Source organism: Clostridium neuense, assembly GCF_045310695.1.
GTDB classification, from domain to species: Bacteria; Bacillota; Clostridia; order Clostridiales; family Clostridiaceae; genus Clostridium_S; species Clostridium_S neuense.
This window is the reverse complement of record NZ_JBJIAA010000002.1, coordinates 331,482-339,225: the sequence shown is the minus strand read 5'-3', so window position 1 is coordinate 339,225 and position 7,744 is coordinate 331,482. Positions and strand designations below refer to the sequence as shown.

The window sequence follows — 7,744 nt, the reverse complement described above, 5'->3', positions numbered from 1 at the left end:
CAACAATGTGAGGAGTTATCAAAAAAAATTGCATAAAAAGTTCGACCTTTTGTGTCTAAAATATTGACATTGATCCAACTATTGTGGAAGCGAAGTAACAATGCTGAAGGAACAGTTAAAAAAAATCCTAATAAATCTTGGCTCAAAAATCGTAAAATACTTAGATATTTCAATTTGTCTGAGCATCTTTTCAGCGAGTTATTGAAATATATTAGTATTTTATGATTTTTGAGCTTTAGATTTATAGGATTTTTTTTATGCGACGAAGCATTGTTACTTCGCTAATCTCTAATTCCAGTTTTCCATGGACGAGGTTTTAATTTATTATTAACGTGTTTTACTGTTTCTATACTTTCAATAAGATCAACTATATAAGCTATTTCTCGTTCATTTGTGGCAAATCCGTTTAAAGTTACATTATTTCTTTTTATGGTATAAGTTATATCTGATATATTGATTCTGTTTTCTGTTAGTTTTTGGTATATAGTATTGCTTAAATTTATGTCCTCACTAGTTCCACTGACGTCAATATTATTAACAATATCCTTTATGCCATAAGTTTTGCAAGCTACCATTAATGCTTCTTTTTTGTATTTTTCATTTTCTATTTCACCTATCAAAAGAGCTGAGCCACCGTTTACTTTTCCAGTTACACCAAGAAACTTATCGCTATCAGGACTGGTTCTTAGGTTTTCATTTAGTTTTTCGGTAAGTTCTCTATCAGTTACTGTTCCATCTGTAGTTATTGCAATATCATTTTCAATTGTCTTTACACCATAAATTTTTTTGGCAATTTGTTCGCATTTTAACTTTTCATACAGCACATTTGCAACACCTGTTAAAGTTACATATCCATCTTTTGTTGTTATATGAATGTCCTTCGAAGTATCTTCCATTTCTTTTATAATATTTTTTTTGATTGTTGTTGATATTGAATCATCATAAGAAGCCATTTAGAACGCCTTCTTTCAACTAAGATTATTTTCTCTATATTAGTTTGTACATAATTTAAAATATTATATTATTTAAAGTAGTTCTCATATGGAATATAAAATTATAAATCTAAAATTATTAAGTATATGTAAGATTTATAATCTAATGGAAAAAAATTTTTTTGTTTTTCAATATAGAAGATATTATATGTTTTTTTGTTAAAAGATCTGCTTCATTAACTTCTTTAACTTCGACATTTGTTTTTACTTTAAGTGAAGGTGTTTTTGAGGACATAACAAATTGTGTTGGATAAATACTTTCATGACCAACAATTATATAACTTATTCCTATTGCGATTGCGGCATATATCCCAACGTTATTTCCAAATAGCTCCATAGCAATTACTATAGATGCTATAGGCACATTTGAGCATGCAGCTAAAAATGCAGCCATGCCTATTGCGGAATAAAATGCTATATTTAATCCTAGTATCTGAGCCCAAGCATTGCCAAAGGAAGAACCTATGAAAAGCATAGGGGTAAGGATTCCACCGCTGCCTCCACAACCTAGGGTTAAAGATGTAGTTAAGGCTTTTGTTATAAAAGAGAAATCTCCAATTTTTGATCCTAGAACGATTTTATTTATAGTTTCATCTCCTATGCCAAGTGAGGTAAAGGAATTTGTTATATAAACCAAAAGTATTATTATGATACCGCCTATAATGCCTTTTAGAGGTGCATAAATTTTTATTTTTCTAAAAATACGTTCTATAGAATTTACTAGTTTAATGAATAATATAGCTAAAATTCCAATTGATACTCCAAATATACATATGGTTAAAAAGGAACTAATCTGATTTTGTGGTACATAATTTATTTTGAAAACCAGGGGCTTATTTCCCATATATAATCCAACGTAGTAACTTACGAAGGAGGATATAAGTGAGGGTAAAAGTGATACATAAGATAATTTTCCTATATATAAAACTTCGCAAGCAAATATAGCAGCACCAACAGGGGCGTTAAATACGGATACAAAGCCTGAGCTTATCCCACATACCACAAGTCTTCTTTTATCCATTATATCCATCTTGAAAAGATTACCTAAAAATGAGGATATGGCACCGCCTATTTGTGTGGCTGGTCCTTCAAGACCAACAGAACCTCCAAAGATTATTGTAATAAAGGTAGTGAAAAGTTTTACTGGAACTACAGTGATTTTCATATTACCCTCATTGCGATTAACACTTTCGATTGCTTTTTCTGTTCCATGTCCCTTAGCATCAGGAGCTAATTTTATTATTATAAAGCTGCTTAAAAAAAGGGCAATAGGTAAAAGTAAATAGTAATATTGAAACTGAGTTGTAAATTTAACGCCTATATTTATTAATTTTATAAATATAGTAGTAAAAGAGCCTACTATTAAACCTATAATTATTGAAAGTAATGTCCATTTTAGTGTACTTGCAATAAAAATTGATTCGTAAATAGTAAGTCTTTTCAAAGATTTCATTAAGTGATCACCTCATTATTATATTTTTTTATCAATTAACTTATCTGTTTTTCTTGAGTATGATATTTTAAGAAGTACAGGAGTTACTATAGTTGAAAGTATTACGACTATAATTGTTGGAAGAAATATTTCCTCGGATATTATGTGTTTATTAAGCCCTATATTTGCTGTTATAATAGCAACTTCACCTCTTGAAATCATACCAACGCCAATTTGAACAGCCTCGCTTCTTGACATTTTAAAAAGCCTTGCCCCAAAACCGCAACCGAGTATTTTCCCTATAACTGCAATTGTAAACATAACTAGTGTTATTAAAATTATTTCTGTATTTGCACCTTTTATGCTTGCAGATATACCGACAGAAGCAAAAAATATGGGGGATAAAAGTGAACCTGAAATTACCTTTATTCTTTTTTCTATATATTCTTTATGTCTTATAGGAGATAGTACTAAGCCAAATATATATGCTCCGGTTATAGCAGCTATTCCAAGTTCTTCAGCCGCAAAAGCACATATTAGTGCGAAAGCAATAGCTAAAAGTGCCAATCCGCTTTGGGGTTTAAATTTTTGAGTAAGTTTGTCTATAAGTTTTGGCAAAAATGCTAAAGATAAAATACATACTATGCAAAATATTGCTATCTTTATAAAGGTAGCTAAGAGTGATACATTGCCTGCCCCTGATGAATCTGCCGCTGCCAGTATTACAGATATTAAAATGAGTCCTAAAACGTCATCTATTACAGCAGCTCCAAGTATATTTATACCCGATCTTGTGTTTAGTTTTCCAAGTTCAGTGAGAGTTTGAACTGAAATACTTACACTAGTTGCTGTTAATATTACTCCGACGAACAAGTTTTCCCAGAAGTTGCTAAAGAACATGTAAGCTGATGCGGTTCCAAGTATAAGCGGAACTAGCACTCCCAAACAGGCAATTACAAAGGAGCTTTTACCAGCTTTTTTTAACTCTTCAAGGTTTGTTTCTAGTCCAGCAAGGAACATTAACATTACAACACCTAAATTGGCTAAAAGCGTTATATTGCTGTTAGGCGTAATAAGGTTAAAAACAAACGGACCCAGAAGCACCCCAGCTATAAGCTCACCGAGTACTGCTGGCATTTTAAAATGTAGACTTATTATGGAACCTATCTTAGTAAAAATTAAAATTAAGGCTATATCCAAATAAATTTTTTCCATAAACAATAATCCTCCCTTAAATTTTTGTATGCAAAAAAGGGCAGGAAATCCCTTTTTGGAATTTCCCACCCCAGAAATTCAATTCTCTTGAAAGCAAATTAACTGCCCAACCGGAAATAAAATATAAATCTTAATTCTTATTTTAGCATATAAGTTTAAAAATATCAATGATACTGCTGGAAGGGTGCATAAGGAGTGTATTAGACAAACATAGTTAAATATAATAATAGATAAAACTATAAAACGTTGACTAATTTATAAACAAAGTTGTATAATGTTTATAAAATTATCGAGGAGGAGTTATGTGGATATTTCAGAAGTGTTTTGGAATTCTTCTATAGAAGACATTAAAAAAGGATATGTTTATGATGAAGGAAAAGAAGTTTATATATGCCTTATATGCGGAGAAACATTTGAAAAAGGCATGATTTATAAGTATGAAAATAGCTTTTATGAAGCTGAAAAATACATGAGACTTCATATATCAAAAAAGCATGTTTCAGTTTTTGATTATCTTATAAATATGAATAAGGTTTATACAGGACTAACAGATATACAACGTGAATATTTAATGCATTATAAAAATAATTTTTCTGATAAGGAAATATCTGAAAAGATGGGTGGAAGCCAGTCAACTATAAGAAATTATAGATTTAAATTAAGGGAAAAGGAAAAACAAGCAAAGGTATTTCTAGCAATAATGGATAGCATTAAAGATGAAAAAGAAAGTTTAAAACAGAATAAAAATGAGGAGCTGATAACGGTGCATAGGACTGCCAATATGACGGATGAACGATTTGCTATAACTGAAGATGAAGAAGAAAAGGTTATTAAAAATTATTTTGATAAGGAAGGACATCTTAAGGAATTCCCATCTAAGGAAAAGAAAAAAATAATAGTATTAAGGCATATTTTAAAAAGCTTTAAAAGTGGAGAAAAATATAATGAAAAGCAGGTTAATTTAGTGCTTAAAAGAATGTACGATGATTATGTTTCGCTTAGAAGAGCACTTATAGAATACGGATTTATGGATAGGAAAGATGATTGCAGCCAATACTGGGTGAAGGAATAATGTCACAAGAAAACCATTATTCCTTTAAACCGCAGATGGAACATTTTCCTCTGTACCTACGGAAAATAAGGTTATTAAAACTATATATAAAGGGAGATTAGCATGATAGTGGATGAATACTTAGATGTATTTGATGAAAATGAAAAACTGATTGGAAAAGCCTTGAGAAGTAATGTTCATAAAAATGGATATTGGCATAGAACTTTTCAGTGCTTTGTTATAAAAAAAGAAAATGATAAAAAATTTCTTTTGTTTCAAAAAAGGCATCCATTAAAGGATACTTCACCTAACCTGTATGATACGAGCTCAGCAGGACATCTTGTAAGTGGAGAAAGTTTAGAGGATGGAGTAAGAGAAATCAAGGAGGAGCTTGGGATTGATGTGAAATTTAGCGAGCTTATTCCTGCAGTGATTTATAAAGAAGAATATGATGGTAAAACTTATATGGACAGAGAGCATTGTCATATTTATTTTTATATGAGTAATGAAAAGCTTGAAAATTATATCTTGCAGCTGGATGAGGTCGTAGGACTTGTGCAAATAGAGCTCAAGGAACTTATAAAATTACTTAATGATGAAGTAGAAAGTGTACAAGCTGATGGCTTCCAAGTTGATAGTACTGGAAGTAGGAGAAAAATTCACAAAAAAATTTTTAAGAATCAATTTGTGCCTCACGGTGAGGAGTACTATAGGAGAGTGTTTGAAGAAGCGGAAAAATACTAAATTGTGAAGTAACAATGCTTCGTCGCATAAACCGATTGGGGTTTGGGCGTTTAGCCCATGTGATTCTTGAACTAAATAAAAGTACTTTCAATAATAAATCCTATAAATCTAAGTGGTGATTTTAAGCGAGTGCTTGCTTGAGGTATAGAAAGATAACGATCGTATACGGGGTTTGGGATGTAACCCCATTATCCTTCTTTAACTTGTATTAGTCATCTATATATTAGCCCAAGCCTCGTGTATGTTTACTCGCTATTGCTCAGACAGATTGAAATATCTAAGTATTTTACAATTTTTAAACCAAGATTTATTAGAATTTTTTTAAATCGTTCCTTCAGCATTGTTATTTCACCCCACGGTAGTGCAAGGAAAAAATTCCTCCGTACCTACGGAATTTTGGCATGAATCTTTATAGTACATCATTTAAAGGCTTTATCACTATTTTTATTGAGAAATCTGGCTAAATTCCAGTTCATGGGGATAATCATGTGATTTGTAATTTTCAAGGTGTCTATCTATAGGAGGTGAAAAGTGCATGTTTTTTGAAACGGAAAAATTTAAGGTTGAGTTAGTATATTCGGAAGATGTTTATGAAATTGCAGAGGTATACAATTCTAATAAAAAGTTTCTAATGAATCATATAGGAAAAGATAAGATAGACAGTAATTGGGTTATTAAAGAATTAGAAGATATGAAAAAAATAGCTTTTAATTCCTGCAAAATAATAGAAAAAGAATCAAATAAAGTAGCTGGAGCATTGGATTTTAAAGTTGAAAAAGAAACGTATTTGTCCATATTAATATTAAAAAGTAATCATAAAAGTAAAGGGATTGGAAAGCTGATATATGGCGCTTTAGAAAAGTATGCAAAATCACTTGGAAGCGAAACTATGAGGATAGATGTAGTTACAAATTATGATGTTAATGTACTTAAGTTTTGGAATTCGAATGGATTTATTAAATTTAAAGATATTAAGTTAAGCTGGGGAGAAAAGGAACTTCCAGCGGTTGTTATGAAAAAAGAAATATGAAGGTAATGGGGGACTATAAATACTAAGCTTTGTGATTACGATAAAATTGGAGGTTTAATATGGAGAGATTAAAATTAAAAAATGGCTATGAAGTTAAAAGAATTTATATAACTGAAACTAATAAGGTTAAAGATTTGTGTTTAAAATGTTCGGATTATTACATTCTTAGTGGCGGCGAACTTCCGGAAGAGGATGATGCGAAAGAAATATTTACAGAATTGCCACCAAACAAAGGTTCTAAAGATAAATTTGTATTAGGAATATTCAATAATATAAATGAACTTATAGGAATTATAGACATTGTAAGAAATTTTCCGATAGAAAGTACATGGATAATTGGACTTATGCTTATTGAACCTAAAGAAAGAGGTAATGGTCTGGGGAGTGAAATACATAAAGAGTTGGTTAATTGGCTAGGAAATTTAGGAGCAAGAGTGTTAAGAATAGGTGTTATAGAAGAAAATCATAAAGGAATTGAGTTTTGGACAAGTTTAGGATACAAAAAAGTTAATGAGATTGAAATGCAGTTTAATTTGAAAAAGCATATTGTTTGCAGTATGGAGCTTAATATTAACGAGAATAAAGTTCAAAATTGGAGAGAATAAAATTAAGAATGAAGGAAGAAAGTGCTGTATGCTTGGCAAAAAGCATAAAGGTTTAGAGGGGATTCTAACATTAAGTAAAGGCATAGGTGAAAACTTTTTTAAGTTTGTGAATGCTAGAAATGCAAGAGAATCTTATGCAGAATCCTTAAAAAAAGCAAACAATTGATAGTTACATATCATGTTTGCTTTTTTTATAATTTCAACTGATAGATATTTTATTATGCGATTGTTCCTACAACATAAACTGTAGCTATTTGTCCTGGTACCATATCACCAACAACAACTCTAACAATAGATGGGGTTAAAGCTACGATTGTACCTGTAGTTGTTGTTGCATTAGTAAACGAAACATGGGAAACAGCATTATCTTCTACTATTACTCCTGTAGCTATATTAGTACCGATATTTTGAACTACTATTCCGTATATTATAGAGTCAAACATAATCTGAGGTAGATGGAGTATTGCTTTGCTCATAACTAGAGCAGAACTGTTAATTGCAATAGGGGCTTGTGCAAAAGCAAGAGGAGTGTTATTGCCTTGAGCCAAAGCAATATCATTGATTATACCTTGAGGAAAAGCAAAATCGGTAATTCTAACTGACATGTCTATTCACTTCCATTTCTCTTTTGTATGCTTGAAGCTGAGTTATTCTCAATAATAGTATATGATTAAG

The 7,744-nt window shown here is 31.0% G+C and carries 9 protein-coding genes and 1 other annotated feature; of the genes, 5 read left to right on the top strand and 4 right to left on the bottom strand.

Annotation, left to right across the window (positions count from 1 at the left end):
• Positions 1 to 281 precede the first annotated feature (281 nt).
• The 3 genes from ACJDT4_RS03900 to ACJDT4_RS03890 form a co-directional block, all read right to left on the bottom strand.
• Entirely contained in the window at positions 282 to 953 is a 672-nt protein-coding gene (locus tag ACJDT4_RS03900; RefSeq protein WP_406786219.1) for a BON domain-containing protein, read from the bottom strand.
• A 142-nt stretch (positions 954 to 1,095) separates the two neighbouring features.
• Positions 1,096 to 2,445, bottom strand: coding sequence for a chloride channel protein (locus ACJDT4_RS03895; RefSeq protein WP_406786218.1), 1,350 nt, complete (start codon positions 2,443 to 2,445; stop codon positions 1,096 to 1,098).
• Positions 2,446 to 2,463: 18 nt separating this feature from the next.
• Positions 2,464 to 3,639, bottom strand: a complete 1,176-nt coding sequence (locus ACJDT4_RS03890; protein WP_406786217.1) for a cation:proton antiporter — start codon at positions 3,637 to 3,639, stop codon at positions 2,464 to 2,466.
• A gap of 59 nt (positions 3,640 to 3,698) precedes the next feature.
• Positions 3,699 to 3,751, bottom strand: a sequence feature (sodium ion sensor (DUF1646 type); this cis-regulatory element may regulate processes involved in with the transportation of sodium ions).
• A gap of 192 nt (positions 3,752 to 3,943) precedes the next feature.
• Between ACJDT4_RS03890 and ACJDT4_RS03885 the strand changes: the two genes are divergently transcribed.
• The 5 genes from ACJDT4_RS03885 to ACJDT4_RS03865 all read left to right on the top strand — a co-directional run bounded on the left by ACJDT4_RS03885 (position 3,944) and on the right by ACJDT4_RS03865 (position 7,235).
• Positions 3,944 to 4,711, top strand: a complete 768-nt coding sequence (locus ACJDT4_RS03885; protein ID WP_406786216.1) for a DUF2087 domain-containing protein — start codon at positions 3,944 to 3,946, stop codon at positions 4,709 to 4,711.
• 105 nt (positions 4,712 to 4,816) lie between these two features.
• Positions 4,817 to 5,434 carry an NUDIX hydrolase gene (locus ACJDT4_RS03880; protein ID WP_406786227.1) on the top strand — a complete coding sequence of 206 codons (618 nt, stop codon included), beginning with the start codon at positions 4,817 to 4,819 and terminating at the stop codon, positions 5,432 to 5,434.
• A 535-nt stretch (positions 5,435 to 5,969) separates the two neighbouring features.
• Complete coding sequence (locus ACJDT4_RS03875) at positions 5,970 to 6,464, top strand: GNAT family N-acetyltransferase (RefSeq protein WP_406786215.1); 495 nt, start codon at positions 5,970 to 5,972, stop codon at positions 6,462 to 6,464.
• Positions 6,465 to 6,523: 59 nt separating this feature from the next.
• The gene (locus ACJDT4_RS03870) at positions 6,524 to 7,069 is read left to right on the top strand and encodes a GNAT family N-acetyltransferase (protein WP_406786214.1); all 546 of its coding nucleotides are present in this window, start codon (positions 6,524 to 6,526) and stop codon (positions 7,067 to 7,069) included.
• 28 nt (positions 7,070 to 7,097) lie between these two features.
• Positions 7,098 to 7,235, top strand: coding sequence for a hypothetical protein (locus ACJDT4_RS03865; protein ID WP_406786213.1), 138 nt, complete (start codon positions 7,098 to 7,100; stop codon positions 7,233 to 7,235).
• Positions 7,236 to 7,287: 52 nt separating this feature from the next.
• Here the strand turns inward: ACJDT4_RS03865 and ACJDT4_RS03860 are convergent, their stop codons facing one another.
• Entirely contained in the window at positions 7,288 to 7,674 is a 387-nt protein-coding gene (locus ACJDT4_RS03860) for a hypothetical protein (protein WP_406786212.1), read from the bottom strand.
• Positions 7,675 to 7,744 lie beyond the last annotated feature (70 nt).

Bases quoted from the DNA above. Each gene is read 5' to 3' on its own strand.
- ACJDT4_RS03860 (WP_406786212.1), bottom strand. From the start codon at position 7,674: ATGTCAGTTAGAATTACCGATTTTGCTTTTCCTCAAGGTATAATCAAT.
- ACJDT4_RS03890 (WP_406786217.1), bottom strand. From the start codon at position 3,639: ATGGAAAAAATTTATTTGGATATAGCCTTAATTTTAATTTTTACTAAG.
- ACJDT4_RS03895 (WP_406786218.1), bottom strand. From the start codon at position 2,445: ATGAAATCTTTGAAAAGACTTACTATTTACGAATCAATTTTTATTGCA.
- ACJDT4_RS03870 (WP_406786214.1), top strand. From the start codon at position 6,524: ATGGAGAGATTAAAATTAAAAAATGGCTATGAAGTTAAAAGAATTTAT.
- ACJDT4_RS03865 (WP_406786213.1), top strand. From the start codon at position 7,098: ATGCTTGGCAAAAAGCATAAAGGTTTAGAGGGGATTCTAACATTAAGT.
- ACJDT4_RS03875 (WP_406786215.1), top strand. From the start codon at position 5,970: ATGTTTTTTGAAACGGAAAAATTTAAGGTTGAGTTAGTATATTCGGAA.
- ACJDT4_RS03900 (WP_406786219.1), bottom strand. From the start codon at position 953: ATGGCTTCTTATGATGATTCAATATCAACAACAATCAAAAAAAATATT.